The sequence below is a fragment of the Flavobacterium johnsoniae UW101 genome (assembly GCF_000016645.1).
GTDB classification, from domain to species: Bacteria; Bacteroidota; Bacteroidia; order Flavobacteriales; family Flavobacteriaceae; genus Flavobacterium; species Flavobacterium johnsoniae.
The window spans coordinates 5,321,721-5,337,167 of record NC_009441.1; the positions used below are offsets into that span (position 1 = coordinate 5,321,721).

The window sequence follows — 15,447 nt, forward strand, 5'->3', positions numbered from 1 at the left end:
CTTTTTCCGCCTCATAGGCCCATCCGAAAGGTTTTCCTCTATAATTCCAGCAGTTGGGGCTGCAACGGCGTATTTTTACCCATCCTATTCATAATAGGCTTCTCCATAATAGTAATTGTTGGCCGCTCCGGTGAGCTATACCTGAAGTTGACCCGCAAATTTTTGACCTGGACGTTTAAACAAACCATAATAAGACGTTTGAACAAAGCTGCTGTTCCCCGCATCATCTAATTTTGTCCTGTTAAAATAATTTAAATTAAAAAAAATGGAACAGAATAATTATCATGGAAAATTACAGAAAGCCACAGGTTCGGGATTTGGCGCAAAATCTACCTCAAAGGAAATTATAAAAGGAATTGACCTTATTGGGAAAACTGCCATTGTAACGGGCGGCAATACAGGCATTGGCATGGAAACCGTCAAAACACTTGCAGCAGCAGGCGCAGTTGTCATTGTGCCGGCCAGAGATGCAGAGAAAGCGAAAAGAAATCTCGAGGGAACTGCCAATGTAATAATAGAAAAAATGGATTTAATGGATCCTGGTTCTATTGATGCTTTTACTGAAAAGTTTCTGCTTTCAGGAAGAACGCTTCATCTGCTCATTAACAATGCAGGGATAATGTGGGTGCCGCTGCGCAGGGATTCTCGAGGCTATGAATCGCAGCTGGCCACCAATTATCTGGCGCTGTTTCAGCTCACGGCAAGATTATGGCCTGCATTAAAAAAAGCAGATGGCGCCAGGGTGGTAAATGTATCTTCCGGCGGACATCAATTTTCAGATTTTGATTTTCAAGATCCTAATTTCCTAAATAGGGAGTATGAGACCTTACAGGGATACGGACAGTCAAAAACTGCGGTGAATCTTTTTTCACTGGAATTAGACAATCGTGCAAAAAAGTATAATGTGCGAAGCTATTCCTTATGCCCGGGTGCTGTGGGAGAAACTGAATTAGCGCGAGAAGCGCCAATTGACCTGTTCCAAAAACTGGGTTACAGTGATGCTGAGGGAAATATACTGCCGGAAGTAGCAGCTTCATTAAAAACGATTCCGCAAGGTGCAGCCACAACGCTTTGGGCAGCGACAAGCAAATCGCTTAACAATATTGGCGGGGTGTATTGTGAAAATGCAGATATAGCATCTTTAAATTCAAATGAAAAAATTATTGGAGGCGTTAAAGCTTATTCATTAGATGAAAAAAATGCAAAACGTTTATGGAAATTAAGCCAGGAGATGACCGGAATAAATTTCGATCTTAGTTAATATTTGTATCTTTATACCACACAGGCAATTATGGATTATCAGGTAAATTACATAAACCCAGACATTAAACTTTCTAATTATTCCGGTAAGCTGTTTAAAACAGAAGCTGCGTTTAACGACCATCTGCTTGTGTGGTTAATTTCAGGTGAAACCAAAATTATCCAGGCAGATGAAAGTTTTGTATTTGGCCCGGGCAGTACTTTTTTAATTCCAAGAAACCAATTGGCGGCAATCATTAATATTCCAAAAGATGGACTGCCCCACAAAGCAGTTGCCATGCATCTAACGGCTAAAAGGCTCCGGGAATTTTACGATCGCCAAAATGCAAAAATAAAAACTGCCATACCAAAAATTTTCAGTTTCCATAAACATCCTCTGCTGGAAAGCTGTCTGGCTTCGCTGATTCCCTATTTTGACATGCAGGAAAACTTTCCCGAGAATATCGCTTCATTAAAAATTACTGAAGCAATTTCAATTCTTAGAAACATTGATGCCGATATTGACGATGTACTGGCCAGCTTTGAAGAACCTGATAAAATTGATTTAACTGCTTTTATGGAGAAAAACTTTATGTTTAATATGCCTTTGGAAAAGTTTGGCTATTTAACAGGCCGGAGTCTTACTACTTTTAAACGGGATTTTCATAAGGCTTTCAATAGTACGCCACAACGCTGGCTAACCAAAAAAAGATTGGAATTAGCCCATTATCAGCTTAATGAAAAAAATAAAAAACCTGTCGAGATTTATTATGAAACAGGTTTTGAAAATTTATCGCATTTTTCCTTTGCGTTCAAAAAACAGTTTGGCTACTCCCCGACTGAATTGCAAAAAATAAATAAAAATAGTTAAGCTTTGTTAATAATAGCCCTCCTTAAAAATGAGCTAGCATTAGCTATTCAGAGGCATTTTTAAAATTTAAAATTGGATTTGCTTCTTATTTTACAGAAGTCTAAGGCTGGTTATTATCTCAACATTCTTAGTTCTGCGCGAAAATCGTGGCACCTGGGTGCTGGAGCTGCCTCCAAAAGTGTCACATAAAGCTAAGGTGAATTCTGTTTAAGCTGTCAAAAAAAATTAAATAGATTTTTCGATCGATCCCCAACAGGACATCCAAACCAAATTGATAAAGCCAATGAAAGAAAGGCACTAAATGCAGTATGACAATCTCTTCAAATCGTCCAAAAATTTTACAGAAATTTGTCCTGTTGCTCTCTCCACAGCCAAAAGGCGCCAATTCAAGGCAATTGGCGCCTTTTTTATTATAACCTTCTGTTTTTTTATTAATCTAAAGCCACGCCGCTGCTATGTTTACTGCATCACTATAAACAGGGGATTGGCTGTTGATTAGAAGTGCAAAAAGCGGGCTTGAAGTGCAGTTCTCCAAGACAAAAAAGCGTGTCTGAGCATCCCCAGCACCGATAGCAGTAAAATCTTTTGCTGCGGGGTTCAACGCAAAGATTGCAGCGCACAGCGGGAAGAGCTCCTAAAAAATAAGCACTGTCAATCATAGTATATTTTATGATGCTGATAGCAATTCATATTAACTTAGACAGGCCTCTCGCAATCAATTTATCACTGGCATGTTTTTTCTTAGGGGCTTTTAAAAAACTAATTCCCAGAAAAAGAAATTACAGCCCTGCCGGTCAAAAAAAAACAATCTTTCATTTCTATTTCAGCCTGAAAATCAGCCTCTGGATAATCATAAGCCAGATTGCAGTAAGCATCATAGTTGAAGTAATTACAGCCAGTGTTATTTGATACGTATAATTTTCTACTAATTTTAAAGAAGCTGCCATGGTCATTAAAATAAAACTGAATTCCCCTATCTGCGATAAGAGTGCCCCCGCATATAAACTGTCTCGCCAGGAGTTCTTGGTCAGTTTAAAAAGGATGGTATTGATCAGGCTGTTTATAAAGAGTACTGAAAATGAAATCAATATAACTGTACCTTTATTTTGAATAAAAAAATTAATATCCAACTGCAGTCCTACAGCTAAGAAAAAGAAAGCCATAAAAAATACCCTGAAAGGAATAAGGGAACTCCCCAGCCAGCGGGTTGCCTTATCATGCCCGATTAATATTCCTGAAGCAAAAGCACCAAAGGCGGTAGACAAGCCAAACCATCCGCTGATCCAGGCCATTGTGAAACAGATGCTGAAGCCGATAAAAACCTGCAGTTCATGGTCAGCAGCAATCTCTTTGCGCATCGGAATTTTAAAAAGTTTTTTAGTCAGAGCCCCTTTCAAAAAAAGAATCATCAGTACGCCTCCTGCACATACTTTTATCAATTGAACTGCTGATACGGCGGCGCCTGACATAAAATTCAAAGCCAGCATCATAGGTATAACCAATATATCCTGCATTAATAATACACCGCAGGTAATCATGCCGAGCTGACTTTTAATTTGGCCTGTTCTGGCCAGATACTGAAATACAATAGCCGAACTGCTGATGCTGATTGTAAAAGCAGTCAACACAATTGTTGTAATTTCCCATCCCGCATATGATCCTACAAAATACATGCAGATAAAACTAAGCACGACCTGAACAACTGAAATCAACAGCGGCTTGTAAAAATTACGCGTGAGATATTGAAGGTCAATCTCGCTTCCAATGGAAAACATCATAATAATAATCCCTATCTCACCAAGTTCTGATATAACATCAGGTTTGTGGATAATATTAAATACCTGAGGACCTAAAAGCACGCCGGCCGCTATGTAGGCGATAAAGTAAGGCTGCTTTAACCGCCGAAGCAATAAAATCAGCAATAAGACAATAAGGGAAAGCACAGCGATCCCCGAGAATAATTGTGAGAGCATATTTTTAAATTATTATCAAGAAAGCTGCCTTTATAGGGCAGCTTTCAATAAAAAAATTGATAAAAGTTTTTAAGAAATCTCTATCATCCTTGGTGATTTTTGTCTGGCCTGTTCCAGTTTTGGAATCGACAGCAGTAAAATTCCATTTTCGTAACGGGCACGAATTCTATCTTCGTCCACTACATTTTTAGGCAGTATAAAACTTCTCTGGAAAGACTGGTAGCTGAACTCTCTGCGGGTGTAATTTTCTTCCTCTTTATTTACATGTTCCTGTTTAGACGAAGAAATAAGCAGCTGTCCATTATCAAGGGTAACCTTGAAGTCATCCTTGCTCATACCGGGAGCGGCAACCTCCACTTCATAATTCTCATCAGTTTCCTTAATATTCACTGAAGGCAGTGTGGTGCTTGTGGTTGAAAAATTGTTGTTTTCCCAATTGAAAAGATCGCGGCCAAAAACATCATCAAAAAACAAGCGTTGGAAAGCCGGCACATGGCTTCCGTTTCTTTTAATAAGATTCATAACAGTAATTTTTAAAATTGTTATACAATAAATTTTTGAACTTGCACAAAGGTGCGCACAAGGAAAAAAACAAATAATATGCCAGGGGATAATTCTGACATTTTTTCATTATTCACTATGAAAAAATGTCATTTTAATCTACGATGAATGCCCTTTTTTCTCACTGCTTATTTTCAATATTCAGAGAATCTGATGTCCTTGCTTTTTACGATCCTAATTTAATAGTTTCAGGAAAAAATGTCACCTCGCCTGTAGTAATGTCGTGTGATCCTCCAGCAATTCGAATTTCTCCATTTTCAATCATTTCTTTCAATATTGGACTGCGCTGCATTATCGATGAAACAGTACGTTTAATATTAATAACAGACACATTCTCTACAAAAGCAGCATTGCACGAACTGCGGTTTTCTTATGTATGGGTTTCATCATCAGCTTCCGGTCTTATTTTGGTCAGCAGCGATGTAAGGTTACCCCATTTCAAGATGGTCGCAGGCACCTTTTACAGCTCCGCATTTTGTATGGCCTAATACTGCAATTATTTTTGAACCTGCCGCTTTACAGCCAAACTCATGCTCCCTAAAATGTCCTCATTGATAATGTTTCCCGCGATTGCGCACACTGAAAATATCGCCAAGTCCCCGGCCGAAAATTAATTCGGCAGAAGTCCGGATGTCAATACGGCTTAGAATCACAGCAAAAGGATGCTGTCCTATGAAGTTTCATTGGCCTGCTGCATAAGATTACGGTTTATTTTAAGATTGCTTACAAATCTCTGGCTCCTTTCTTTTAAAAGCTCTAAAGCCTTATAAACGACAAATTACCATTAATTTCCGCTGCTTTAAAATCTATCTTTACTCTTTATTCTAATACTTAGTTTTGAAATTTAGACATCGCTAATCTAATTAAAATCTAAAATTCTTCAGATATGGCTCCCCGGCAACATGCTCTTCTTTGATATTAATGAAAAATTCTTTGCCTGCTGATTCTACATATGAGATTCCCTTAATAAAATATGACATTGAATCATATTTTATGGGAATTATTATTTCATTTTTCAGGTTAATTACACCTCTTTTATTATTGATAATCACTATGGCATAACCATCAAAAAATCCGGAAACCGCATCATATTGCAAGGGAATGATTTCTTTTCCCCTTTTATCAATACAGCCGGATTTGCTATTTAATTTTACTACTGCAAGGTTTTCCTGGAAACTACCAATGCATTCATATTTTGCCGCTGCGATTTCTTTACCAAAGTGATCAATAAGACCTATTTTTTTTTGTGCAGTCACTTGAGCTGCCCCATCCTTATAAGGGGCTATATTGTCATACTTCAGCGGAACTGTTTCTTGCCCAGTTTCCGATACAATTCCTTGTTTTCCGTTAAGCTCCACTATAAAACTGTTTATTGCTTTATTATTGCTCCATATAATTTTATCATATTTTGCCTTTACAATTTCAACACCTGAAGTGTTTATTACACCAAGTTTTGAAATTAAGCTTACAACTGCAAATCCATTTTCATAATTGCCAATACGATGATATTTAGCCGGCACAATTTCTTCTCCATTATCTTTAACCACTCCCCACTGATAAATCTGCGTTCCATTTATATGATTAATAAAAATAGCCAGACCTTGATTAAATTCATATATTGCCCAATATTTCGGATGAATAATTTCTCTGCCGGTCTCATCAATGTATCCTTGCTTTTTATTTAGCGTGATCTGCGCTTTTCCATCCCTGAAAACACCAATAAAATCGTATTGGGGCTTTACTGCAATGCGGCCATTGTTTTTCACTCCCCACTTATCTGATTTTAAATCATAATAAGGAGTCTGGGCGTCCGATGGAAGATATAAAAGTGAAAACAAACCAATCAGAAAATACTTTTTATTAAATAATTTATCCATCCTTTTTTTTTGTAATTGCTTTTTACTGCTGTGCTTTATTATTATAATATTTTGTTTTTTTTACATATTTGTTAAATCTGCTGCCCTCCCTGCTTATCAGCATATATGTTTCTGGTCATATAAGGGTCAGCAGACAGCCCATTAACGAACCGCCTAAAACTACAAAAGCACTATTTAATTTCTTGTATCCAAATGCAATTGCCAGACTTAAAACTGCGATTAAAATTGTCCGCCAGTCGGTAATCGCTTCTTTTCCCATATCAAAACAAACTGCAGCAATTATTGCTACTGATGCCACATTTACCGCGTCCAAAAATACTGCAAATAGTTGTGAGTTTCGCATTCTCTTTACCATTGGATTTAACAATGCCACAAATATAAAAGAAGGTAAAAATATGGCAATTGTCGAAACCGCTGCTCCTGTGAAACCGTTGATTTGATAACCTATAAAAGTTACTGAAGAAAAAACGGGTCCAGGTGTGAATTGCCCTGCTGCAATTGCGTCAATCAATTGCTGGCGTGTTAAAAGCCCTGTTGAAACTAATTCTGTGTCAAGAAAAGCAAACAAAACATAACCGCTTCCGTAAAGTACAGCCCCAATTTTTAGAAAAATAAAAAACAGATTTGCACTGCCGGGTGCCAGAATTGCCGGGTGCGTGATCTGCACTAGAGACAAAGGAACAAAACCTTTGATATTGCTTTGCTTTCTGTCTCGCATATAAGTCAGCAGCAAAGCAAAAAATCCAGCACCAAACATCAAATATATTTCACTGAAGCCGGAGAGTGAACCCGACAAAACAAGCAGTCCGATGAGTACCAGTTCTGCTGATTTCAGCGCTTTTTTTGCCAATGGAAAAACCGCACCAACAATAACAGCAATAACGGCCGGTTTTATTCCATAAATAAAAGGCTGTGCTTCCGGGATTTGTCCGTGCTGCTTATAGAAGTAAGCAAAAATTCCCATAATAAAAACGGCTGGCAAAATAAAACAAAGCCCTGCGATCATCAAACCTTTCCAGCCTCCTTTTTCGTGGCCGATATGGACTGCCATTTCCGTGCTATTGGGCCCTGGAATCAGGTTTACTGCACCAATTAAGTCCAAAAAATGCTGTTCGGTCAGCCATTTCCTTTTTCTAACCACTTCATCCTGCATCATGGCAATATGTGCAGCAGGGCCGCCAAAACCAATAATGCCAAGTTTTAGAAAAACTTTTGCGATCTCTTTTAAATCTGCTTTAGTCTCCATTTTTCGTTAAAATATTGTCCACCGACCCATACCCTGCGCCTTTAATCGATAAAAAATGCTTCCCAAAAGCATTACAGTCCGTTCTGCTTCCATGCATCATTTCCCAAAACCCTTTTTGGGCCAAAACTTCCGATTTGGCTGTCGCAGCTGCAGCAAGCATAATAATGATAGGTGGAATACTTGCCGGTCTTGTCAAAAGCCCAAAGAGAATCAACGCTCCGAAAACTATTTCAAATGTGCCGACAAAATTACCTAAAAAAATCAGGCAAAGGCAGACCCTTTTTTTTAAATCGTCCTGATCCATTTGTCTCAGCAAATAAAAATTTCTGAATTCCTTCTAAAAGAAATACAGATCCAACCATCAGCCTGATTAAGATTGCTGCTTTTAAATTATCAGTATTTATACTCTTTTTTTATATTTTCATTTTGCCCATTTAATGATTTACAGCGCCGGTAATGGGCTTGTCCCAAACTTTTCCGTTCTTACTATCCCTTTTAGCGGCTATTTATCATAAACCAAATAATGCTTACATGGTCAATATCTAAGCTTTTGCAATACTACATAAAAAAGAGATTCTGCAATGGCTGTTTTAGGAGAATTGAAATTTAATTTTTCATTAGGCTATTAAAAGAGCAATATTTTTTTTTCACTGCTATTTTTGCATCTGCTATTTTTATGCAATGATTACCTAATGCATCTTACACTGCAAAAGAAAAACATAAAATCTTTTTTCTTTAAATTTTATATCGTAATATTGCAATATAAATATAAAACGATGGGAGCAACAAAAACAGATCACTTTACAGAAAGCCAGAATGAGCTGGCTGTTTTATCCAAAGCATTAGGCCATCCTGCGCGTATTGCTATTATGGAATATTTATTAAAAGTGGATGCCTGCATCTGCGGAGATATTGTAAACGAACTTCCCCTTTCACAGCCGACAGTTTCACAGCATTTGAAAGAGTTGAAAAATGCAGGGCTCATTAAAGGAAGCATTGAAGGAAACTCGATCTGCTACTGCATCAACGAGCCTGGTCTGGAAAAGATAAAAGGCTTCTTTGAGCACATATCAGATCATCTGGCAAAAAAGCGAAGCGAATGCTGCTAATCTATAAAAATATGGAAATCAGAAAACTTTCAGACAAACACTGGGATCAGGTAAAAATAATCTACCAAAAAGGAATAGATACCGGCAATGCCACTTTCCAGACCAGCGCCCCTTCATGGGAAGACTGGGATCAGTCACATCTTAAGTCCTGCCGAGTTGTGATGCAGGAAGATGGCAAAGTGATTGGTTGGGCTGCCCTTACCCCTGTTTCTTCACGCTGCGTTTATGCAGGGGTTGCAGAAGTGAGCGTATACATGGATCCCTCACATTCAGGAAAAGGAATCGGGCTTACCCTTTTAAATGAACTTGTCAGGCAGAGCGAAGCAGAAGGTATCTGGACGCTTCAGGCAGGGATCTTTCCTGAGAATACAGCAAGCCTGCGAATTCATGAAAAAGCAGGCTTCAGGATACTTGGAACAAGGGAGAAAATCGGAAAACAAAATGGTATCTGGAGAGATACTGCGCTTCTTGAAAGAAGAAGCTCCGTTATTATTTAATAAAAAATATAGTTGAACTAAATATGAAAAATTATGAAACTTTCAGAAATTAAAGAAGTCCTTAAAACAGTAGAAGCTGTGAATTTTGAACTGCCCAACGGCACATTTGTACCGGAATATTTTCACGTCACTGAAGTAGGCCTGGTTACCAAAAACTTCATAGACTGCGGAGGAACAGTAAGAAAAGAGACTGTTGTAAATTTCCAGCTTTGGGATGCCAACGACTACGAGCACAGGCTTAAACCCGGAAAGCTGATCCACATCATTGAGCTTTCAGAAAAAGTATTGGGAATTGAAGACAATGAAATTGAAGTGGAGTACCAGAACACTACTATCGGTAAATACGATTTGGATTTTAACGGCAAAAACTTCACTTTACTTAATAAACAGACTGCCTGCCTTGCTCAGGAGCAGTGCGGTATTCCATCTGATAAGCCAAAAGTAAAATTATCTCAGTTAAATACTGATAATGCTAATTCATGCACTCCGGGCGGAGGATGCTGCTAATCATTAAACAGATAATTAATAAACCTTTACAGCCAAAAAACTATGTTATATTCAGAAATTGAGAATACCGTTAAATCATTTGATTTTAAGCAGATCTCCGAAGATCGCAAAGCAGTCCTGCAGCCATTAATCGACTTCATTCAGACTAAAGTGGACAGCAAGCTGGAAACCAGACTAAACCTAATCTGCACACATAATTCCAGAAGAAGCCACCTCTCGCAGGTTTGGGCGCAGACTGCGGCTACCTATTACGGCATCAAAAACGTTTCATGCTATTCAGGGGGAACAGAGGCTACTGCCCTTTTCCCGATGGCAGCGGAGGCTTTGAAGGATTCAGGATTTAAGATTAAAACGCTTTCAGAGGGATCAAACCCGGTTTATTCCATAAAATATTCAGCTGATGAACTTCCTGTCATCGGTTTTTCCAAAACCTATGATGATGATTTCAATCCTGAAAGCGGATTCGCAGCAATAATGACCTGCTCGCAGGCTGACGGAGGATGCCCGTTTATAGCAGGCGCAGAGAAAAGAATCCCGATCACTTTTGATGATCCAAAAATTTCTGACGGAACGCCTCAGCAGAAGGAAACTTATCTGGAGCGAAGCCTGCAGATAGGAACTGAAATGTTTTACGTATTCTCACAAATAAAAAAATAAAATGTCAGCAAATAATTGTGCACCAGCCGTCGGACGCAAAAAGTTAAGCTTCCTTGACCGCTTCTTAACCCTTTGGATTTTCCTTGCTATGGCTATAGGCGTGGCAATAGGATACTTTATTCCTTCAAGCGGAGGTTTCATCAATTCATTCTCCAGCGGAACAACAAACATTCCATTGGCAATAGGACTTATCCTGATGATGTATCCGCCTCTGGCAAAAGTAAAATACGAGCAGATGGGTCAGGTTTTCAAAAACACTAAAGTCTTAGGCGCTTCTTTATTCCTGAACTGGATCGTAGGCCCTGTCTTAATGTTTTTATTGGCGCTCCTGTTTTTGAACGGATATCCTGAATACATGATTGGAGTGATCCTGATCGGTCTGGCACGCTGTATCGCAATGGTTGTGGTATGGAACGATCTGGCAGACGGAAACCGTGAGTATGCAGCAGGACTTATCGCACTTAACAGTATTTTTCAGGTGCTGCTTTATAGCGTATATGCATACATTTTTATAACCATTCTACCTCCCTATTTTGGATATGATGGCTTCGAAGTCAATATCAGCATTTCACAGATTGCCGAGAGCGTCGGTATCTATTTAGGTATTCCATTTGCTCTGGGAATCATAAGCCGTTATGCTTTGATAGCCTTAAAAGGTTCTGAATGGTTTGAGAATAAGTACGTGCCGTTTATCTCGCCAATTACACTTATTTCGTTGCTCTTTACAATTATTGTAATGTTTAGCCTGAAAGGGGAACTTATTATTCAGATCCCTATGGATGTCGTGCGTATTGCAATACCGCTTGTGATTTACTTTACTTTAATGTTTATCATCAGTTTTTTCACTGGAAAATATTTTGGGGCTGACTATTCAAAGGCTACATCTATAGCTTTTACAGCCACCGGAAATAATTTTGAACTTGCCATTGCCGTGGCAATCGGCGTGTTTGGAATAAACAGCGGCCAGGCATTTGCAGGTGTTATAGGTCCTTTGGTAGAAGTACCTGCTCTTATAGCATTAGTAAACCTTGCATTCTGGTTCAGAAAGAAGTATTTCACAAAACAGGTATCTGCAGAAACTGCTTAAAAAAATATGAGAATTGCAATAATATCGGATATACATGCGAACTTCCCCGCATTGGAGCAGACCTTAAAAAGTATTGAAGAGCAGAATATTGATGCTGTTTACTGCTTAGGAGATTTAGTAGGCTACAATTTATGCCCCAATGCCGTGATCAATGAGATCCGTAAAAAGCATATCCCTACCCTTGCAGGAAATCACGATGTCAAGGCTGTCGAGATACACAATGACGGTTCAAATGACATTGAAAGCTATGCATATCAGATTGTGGGCAAAGAGCAGATAAAATATCTTTCTGCTCTTCCTGCCCATATTAAACTTGAATATCAGACGGCTAACAAACTTATAAAAATTTTGATGGTCCATGGGAGTCCTTACAGCAACAAGGAATATTTGCTTGAGGATAAAAACGAAAAAGATTTCACTAACATCTTTCTTGATTCCAATACAGACATTCTTATCTGCGGACATTCTCATTTACCTTATCATCGCATATTGGAAAATCCTAATAAAAAAGGCAGTTATTTTCATGCCATTAATGCAGGGTCGGTTGGAAAACCAAAAGATAGAAATCCAGACTGCTGTTATGCAGTAATCACCATTGAAAAAAGCAGTAATCTTTCCAAAAAAGACGGCATTAAAGTAGAATTCATAAGAGTACCTTATGATATTGAAAAAACAGCCCGTGCTATTGAGGAAAGTCCTCTTCCAGACATTTACGCGTTTATGCTTAGAAAAGCATATTAAAATATTGAAATAAAACCTACTATGGAAAGTTTTAAATTATTTTTAAAGAGCATTGTCCCTGTCAGCGATCAGGAATTTGAAAATTACAGCCAGTATTTCAAAATAAGGACATTAGCCAGAAACAGTTATTTTGCAGAGATCGGCAAAACCTCACATGAAGCCGCTTTTATAAAAAAAGGGCTGCTCAGGACATATTACATAAATGAAAAATCCGAAGAAGTGACTTCTTGTTTCTGTGCAGAAAATAATTTGACAGCATCCTATAAGAGCTTTATTTCGCAGCAGCCTTCGGAACTTTCCATTCAGGCTGTAGAAGATACCGAACTTATAACAATCAGTTACAATGACCTGCAGATTCTCTATCAAAAAAGTGCTCTCTGGCAGAATATCGGAAGGACAATTGCTGAGCGGCAGTATATGGTGATGGAACAGTATGCCAGTGTTTTGAGCAATGAAAGCGCAAAGGAAAAATACATGCGTATGCTTAAGGAACAGCCTGCAGTTGTAAACAAGGCTTCAGTAACTGATATTGCAAGCTATCTAGGAATAACACGCAGGACGCTGAGCAGGATCAGAAAAGAAATTACCAAGTAAATTCGAGGACATTTGTCCTTTTTGCTAATTATACTTTCCAATAGTTTTGCTTTTATAATCAATTAAAAATAAAATGGAAACAGCAATTATCATTTCATCCTTCTTTCTTGTTCTATTTGCAGTCTTGGCCTTGTATGATGGCTTTTATCTGCATATTTACAAATACCAGCTTCACAATCGGGAAGAAAGTAAAACTGAGCACGTTACTCATACTTTGAGAGCTATTTTCTTTCCGGCAATCCTTTATTTTTTGTTCTTGAAACAAGATAATCATACTAGTTTTGTAATAGGCTTAACCATTGTCCTTTTAGATATACTAGTGCTCGGGTATGACGCTTTTATAGAAAAAGACAGCAGGCAGTTTATGGGCGAGCTTCCACGCTGGGAATATATTGTTCATTTATTCGTAAATGGGTTTCATTTTGCGTCAATTGCGGTTTATCTCTCCATCAGATTTACTTTTCAAAATGGAGAAATAATGATTTCTAATATAAATCAATCTCCAAGCTTTTTTAATTTGTTAATTATAAATCTACTGCCGGGAGCTATCCTAATGGCAATTCTTCATATTTTATTATGTATTCCAAAAACTGCCTATGTATGGAATAATTTCAGAAATAAAATCAATTGTTGTTAATCCAGCTTTCTAAACAAACAGAACATTTAATTTATGAATTTGGAGATAAATACTATTCATAATCAGTTTTATATCATTTTGGGCAATTATATTAAGGCCCGTATAAATGATACGGGCGATGCATCTGATGTTTTGCAGGAGGTTTTTATAAAGATAAACGAGAATTTAGGATCACTGACTGATGAAAGCAAATTAAAAAGCTGGATTTTCACAATCACAAGAAATTCCATCATTGACTATTACCGTAAAAATTCCAATCATAAAAAATCAGAGCTGACCGAATGTATGATGCAAAAAATAATGCATGAAACAGATTTTGATAATACAGAAAGTCTGGATTGTTGTCTCATAAAATTCATTGAGCGGTTACCTGAAGACTATCGGGATATCATCATGGATAGCGAAATTCATGGAATTAAACAGAAAGATTTAACAGAAAAATACAACCTTGCCTATCCGTCAATACGATCTCGAGTCCAAAGAGGCAGATCCAAATTAAAAGAAATGCTTCTAGATTGCTGCAGTATTGAGTTAGACCGTCGTGGAAATGTTATGAATGTTACTTCTAAAAAATCGTGCAGCGGAGGAAAATGCTGATCACCAGACCATCTACGTAAGCTTCATATATACAAAATTCAAGCTGTTAGAAAAAAAATCAACAAAGTTTGCATCATTTTTAGATTAGTACGTCTTAGTTAGTATTAATCATTAAAAATTTAAATTATGAAAAACAAAATGTACATTACTCTTGCAGCATTGGTATTGTCTGCTGGAAGTATCTTCGCTTATGCGAGCTTATCAAAAACTGATACTAAGAAAAACTGCACTGAAAAGTGTTCAACGCATTGCTGTAATAACGATTCGGGATCTTGTGCTCCGAAAGATTGTAAAAAGTAATTTTTACGTATTTTATTATTTATTAAGACAACTCTTTGAGTTGTCTTTTTTTTAACCGGAACTGATCCCTTTATAGCCACTATGCATCAGAAATTTTAATTTCTAAATCGGAAATATTCTGTATTTTTCTTATTTTTGTCAAACAGAAAAATGAATAATACTACTACATGTTAATTCGTTAGTATTTAAAATTTCGTGCATGATTTAATATTGAAATAGTAAAAATTTGAATTGGTGCAGAATCGGTGCACAGAGGTTCATGGAGTTGATACCTTATTTGCGACTAAAAGCTTAGGCAGTGTTTATCTGAAGTACTAAAAAATGATGATATATTGCCTAAAATTTCTGACTGTCAGCTAATTTTATTCCTGCTAATTTTAACAGCATGAAAAATACGAGGAGAACCTTTACTTTAAGCTTTAAGATTCTGGTCGCTTCCATGAGCATCCACTGCGGAAGAGTCGGTGACGTGGCAAGAGAACTCAACATCAGTACAAGTACCCTTCAGCACTGGAAGAAGCTTTACCTCGAAGACAGATTTACCATAAAGAAAACTTCAGCTGAAATATCCCATAAAAATGAACTGCAGAAGCTTCGGAAACAGATAAAAGAATTAGAAATTGAAAGGGACATCCTAAAAAAGGCTCAAAATATCTTCTCCAAGAGCGGCGGGTGAAATATGAATTCATCAGAGAAAATGCTGAAATATTTCCTGTCGAGAAGATGTGCCGGATTTTTCAGATCCACAAAAGCAGTTTCTTCCGCTGGAGGAAAAGAACACCCACTGCAAAGTCTGTACGGAAAGACCATATAATAAAAAAAATTATAAGAATTTACCACTGTATTAAAACAATTTGAAGGCTCAAGTTCGAAACATTACTAATCATTTCCAATATAAGCATCCACAGAAACTACATAAAAAAGACAAGAGGTTAACGGTAATTAACCTCAAAC

General features: G+C 37.6%; 18 protein-coding genes and 1 pseudogene. 13 read left to right on the forward strand and 6 right to left on the reverse strand.

The genetic code is table 11. The annotated features are described in order from the left end of the window. Positions 1–265: 265 nt before the first annotated feature. Together FJOH_RS22805 and FJOH_RS22810 are read left to right on the forward strand one after the other, a co-directional pair. Positions 266–1,261 (forward strand): SDR family NAD(P)-dependent oxidoreductase, encoded by a 996-nt coding sequence (locus tag FJOH_RS22805; RefSeq protein ID WP_012026382.1) that lies wholly within the window; start codon positions 266–268, stop codon positions 1,259–1,261. 30 nt (positions 1,262–1,291) lie between these two features. Next, positions 1,292–2,110, forward strand: a complete 819-nt coding sequence (locus FJOH_RS22810; RefSeq protein ID WP_012026383.1) for a helix-turn-helix domain-containing protein — start codon at positions 1,292–1,294, stop codon at positions 2,108–2,110. A gap of 818 nt (positions 2,111–2,928) precedes the next feature. Here the strand turns inward: FJOH_RS22810 and FJOH_RS22815 are convergent. The 6 genes and pseudogenes from FJOH_RS22815 to FJOH_RS22840 all read right to left on the reverse strand — a co-directional run bounded on the left by FJOH_RS22815 (position 2,929) and on the right by FJOH_RS22840 (position 8,071). Then, positions 2,929–4,083 (reverse strand): cation:proton antiporter, encoded by a 1,155-nt coding sequence (locus FJOH_RS22815; RefSeq protein WP_012026384.1) that lies wholly within the window; start codon positions 4,081–4,083, stop codon positions 2,929–2,931. 69 nt (positions 4,084–4,152) lie between these two features. Then, complete coding sequence (locus FJOH_RS22820) at positions 4,153–4,605, reverse strand: Hsp20/alpha crystallin family protein (protein ID WP_012026385.1); 453 nt, start codon at positions 4,603–4,605, stop codon at positions 4,153–4,155. A gap of 205 nt (positions 4,606–4,810) precedes the next feature. Further along, positions 4,811–5,410 (reverse strand): annotated as a pseudogene (locus FJOH_RS22825) (carbonic anhydrase); the annotation flags it as partial. Positions 5,411–5,507: 97 nt separating this feature from the next. Beyond that, the gene (locus FJOH_RS22830) at positions 5,508–6,521 is read right to left on the reverse strand and encodes a WG repeat-containing protein (RefSeq protein WP_012026386.1); all 1,014 of its coding nucleotides are present in this window, start codon (positions 6,519–6,521) and stop codon (positions 5,508–5,510) included. Positions 6,522–6,636: 115 nt separating this feature from the next. Next, positions 6,637–7,767, reverse strand: a complete 1,131-nt coding sequence (gene chrA, locus FJOH_RS22835) for a chromate efflux transporter (protein ID WP_012026387.1) — start codon at positions 7,765–7,767, stop codon at positions 6,637–6,639. Next, positions 7,757–8,071 carry a DoxX family protein gene (locus FJOH_RS22840; protein ID WP_235023050.1) on the reverse strand — a complete coding sequence of 105 codons (315 nt, stop codon included), beginning with the start codon at positions 8,069–8,071 and terminating at the stop codon, positions 7,757–7,759. The genes chrA and FJOH_RS22840 overlap by 11 nt, the downstream gene beginning before the upstream one ends. Before the next feature lie 472 nt (positions 8,072–8,543). Here FJOH_RS22840 and FJOH_RS22845 point away from each other — a divergent pair, with 472 nt between their 5' ends. The 11 genes from FJOH_RS22845 (at position 8,544) to FJOH_RS22890 (ending at position 15,169) form a co-directional block, all read left to right on the forward strand. Then, the gene (locus FJOH_RS22845; protein ID WP_044048546.1) at positions 8,544–8,876 is read left to right on the forward strand and encodes an ArsR/SmtB family transcription factor; all 333 of its coding nucleotides are present in this window, start codon (positions 8,544–8,546) and stop codon (positions 8,874–8,876) included. Continuing rightward, positions 8,867–9,373: a GNAT family N-acetyltransferase gene (locus FJOH_RS22850; RefSeq protein WP_012026389.1), complete on the forward strand. Its 507-nt coding sequence runs from the start codon at positions 8,867–8,869 to the stop codon at positions 9,371–9,373. Before FJOH_RS22845 ends, FJOH_RS22850 begins: the two co-directional genes overlap by 10 nt. A 33-nt stretch (positions 9,374–9,406) precedes the next feature. Next, positions 9,407–9,880: a DUF6428 family protein gene (locus tag FJOH_RS22855; protein WP_012026390.1), complete on the forward strand. Its 474-nt coding sequence runs from the start codon at positions 9,407–9,409 to the stop codon at positions 9,878–9,880. A 42-nt stretch (positions 9,881–9,922) separates the two neighbouring features. Then, positions 9,923–10,537 carry an arsenate-mycothiol transferase ArsC gene (locus FJOH_RS22860; RefSeq protein WP_012026391.1) on the forward strand — a complete coding sequence of 205 codons (615 nt, stop codon included), beginning with the start codon at positions 9,923–9,925 and terminating at the stop codon, positions 10,535–10,537. A 1-nt stretch (position 10,538) separates the two neighbouring features. After that, on the forward strand, positions 10,539–11,624 hold the full coding sequence (arsB, locus tag FJOH_RS22865) for an ACR3 family arsenite efflux transporter (protein ID WP_012026392.1): 1,086 nt from the start codon (positions 10,539–10,541) through the stop codon (positions 11,622–11,624). Between the two features lie 6 nt (positions 11,625–11,630). After that, positions 11,631–12,365 (forward strand): metallophosphoesterase family protein, encoded by a 735-nt coding sequence (locus FJOH_RS22870; RefSeq protein WP_012026393.1) that lies wholly within the window; start codon positions 11,631–11,633, stop codon positions 12,363–12,365. A gap of 21 nt (positions 12,366–12,386) precedes the next feature. Further along, positions 12,387–12,959 carry a Crp/Fnr family transcriptional regulator gene (locus tag FJOH_RS22875; RefSeq protein WP_012026394.1) on the forward strand — a complete coding sequence of 191 codons (573 nt, stop codon included), beginning with the start codon at positions 12,387–12,389 and terminating at the stop codon, positions 12,957–12,959. Positions 12,960–13,032: 73 nt separating this feature from the next. Further along, the gene (locus FJOH_RS22880) at positions 13,033–13,596 is read left to right on the forward strand and encodes a hypothetical protein (protein WP_012026395.1); all 564 of its coding nucleotides are present in this window, start codon (positions 13,033–13,035) and stop codon (positions 13,594–13,596) included. A gap of 33 nt (positions 13,597–13,629) precedes the next feature. Then, positions 13,630–14,193, forward strand: coding sequence for an RNA polymerase sigma factor SigZ (gene sigZ, locus FJOH_RS22885; RefSeq protein ID WP_012026396.1), 564 nt, complete (start codon positions 13,630–13,632; stop codon positions 14,191–14,193). 126 nt (positions 14,194–14,319) lie between these two features. Then, on the forward strand, positions 14,320–14,493 hold the full coding sequence (locus FJOH_RS27090; protein WP_159436642.1) for a hypothetical protein: 174 nt from the start codon (positions 14,320–14,322) through the stop codon (positions 14,491–14,493). A gap of 385 nt (positions 14,494–14,878) precedes the next feature. Beyond that, positions 14,879–15,169 carry a transposase gene (locus FJOH_RS22890; protein ID WP_012026397.1) on the forward strand — a complete coding sequence of 97 codons (291 nt, stop codon included), beginning with the start codon at positions 14,879–14,881 and terminating at the stop codon, positions 15,167–15,169. Positions 15,170–15,447: the final 278 nt, after the last annotated feature.

Coding starts and splice junctions, on each gene's coding strand:
- arsB (WP_012026392.1), top strand. CDS start 10,539: ATGTCAGCAAATAATTGTGCACCAGCCGTCGGACGCAAAAAGTTAAGC.
- FJOH_RS22890 (WP_012026397.1), top strand. CDS start 14,879: ATGAAAAATACGAGGAGAACCTTTACTTTAAGCTTTAAGATTCTGGTC.
- sigZ (WP_012026396.1), top strand. CDS start 13,630: ATGAATTTGGAGATAAATACTATTCATAATCAGTTTTATATCATTTTG.
- FJOH_RS27090 (WP_159436642.1), top strand. CDS start 14,320: ATGAAAAACAAAATGTACATTACTCTTGCAGCATTGGTATTGTCTGCT.
- FJOH_RS22820 (WP_012026385.1), bottom strand. CDS start 4,605: ATGAATCTTATTAAAAGAAACGGAAGCCATGTGCCGGCTTTCCAACGC.
- FJOH_RS22805 (WP_012026382.1), top strand. CDS start 266: ATGGAACAGAATAATTATCATGGAAAATTACAGAAAGCCACAGGTTCG.
- FJOH_RS22845 (WP_044048546.1), top strand. CDS start 8,544: ATGGGAGCAACAAAAACAGATCACTTTACAGAAAGCCAGAATGAGCTG.
- FJOH_RS22870 (WP_012026393.1), top strand. CDS start 11,631: ATGAGAATTGCAATAATATCGGATATACATGCGAACTTCCCCGCATTG.
- FJOH_RS22855 (WP_012026390.1), top strand. CDS start 9,407: ATGAAACTTTCAGAAATTAAAGAAGTCCTTAAAACAGTAGAAGCTGTG.
- FJOH_RS22810 (WP_012026383.1), top strand. CDS start 1,292: ATGGATTATCAGGTAAATTACATAAACCCAGACATTAAACTTTCTAAT.
- FJOH_RS22815 (WP_012026384.1), bottom strand. CDS start 4,083: ATGCTCTCACAATTATTCTCGGGGATCGCTGTGCTTTCCCTTATTGTC.
- FJOH_RS22840 (WP_235023050.1), bottom strand. CDS start 8,071: ATGGATCAGGACGATTTAAAAAAAAGGGTCTGCCTTTGCCTGATTTTT.
- chrA (WP_012026387.1), bottom strand. CDS start 7,767: ATGGAGACTAAAGCAGATTTAAAAGAGATCGCAAAAGTTTTTCTAAAA.
- FJOH_RS22830 (WP_012026386.1), bottom strand. CDS start 6,521: ATGGATAAATTATTTAATAAAAAGTATTTTCTGATTGGTTTGTTTTCA.
- FJOH_RS22850 (WP_012026389.1), top strand. CDS start 8,867: ATGCTGCTAATCTATAAAAATATGGAAATCAGAAAACTTTCAGACAAA.
- FJOH_RS22880 (WP_012026395.1), top strand. CDS start 13,033: ATGGAAACAGCAATTATCATTTCATCCTTCTTTCTTGTTCTATTTGCA.
- FJOH_RS22875 (WP_012026394.1), top strand. CDS start 12,387: ATGGAAAGTTTTAAATTATTTTTAAAGAGCATTGTCCCTGTCAGCGAT.
- FJOH_RS22860 (WP_012026391.1), top strand. CDS start 9,923: ATGTTATATTCAGAAATTGAGAATACCGTTAAATCATTTGATTTTAAG.